We start from the raw sequence: 321 nt of genomic DNA, 5'->3' as shown, positions 1-321 counted from the left end.
CTAATAAACAGTTTGGCCTGTTTTGTATGCCAATTTTTTCAAACTAACCCAAACATGAATAGCGGATGCAATGTGGTTTCGCTGTATTCGTTGCTTTCTACATTGGCATTTATCAATTCCGGTAAGCTGTTTTATTTCGCGATGAAATTGCTCAACAAACCATCTGATGGCACAAATTTTCTTTGTATCATCAGTGCAGTGCTGAGAATGGTCGTTAGTCACGACATAATCTGTCCTGTTGGAAGAAACAGCAACAGAAAACATTTTCATCGCTAAATGTTCAGGCATACCTTTTAGTCGAATTGACTAGCCCAATTCCTC

Annotated in this window: 1 pseudogene; it reads right to left on the bottom strand. The window is 38.6% G+C overall.

Annotation, left to right across the window (positions count from 1 at the left end):
- Positions 1–303: pseudogene (locus tag E1O52_RS13090) on the bottom strand (transposase); the annotation flags it as partial.
- Between the last annotated feature and the right edge of the window lie 18 nt (positions 304–321).

Origin of the sequence: Legionella nagasakiensis (assembly GCF_900639915.1) — a bacterium.
In the GTDB taxonomy this organism is placed as follows: Bacteria; Pseudomonadota; Gammaproteobacteria; order Legionellales; family Legionellaceae; genus Legionella_A; species Legionella_A nagasakiensis.
The sequence above is the reverse complement of the archived record's forward strand: the minus strand, read 5'-3'. Positions and strand labels throughout refer to the sequence as shown.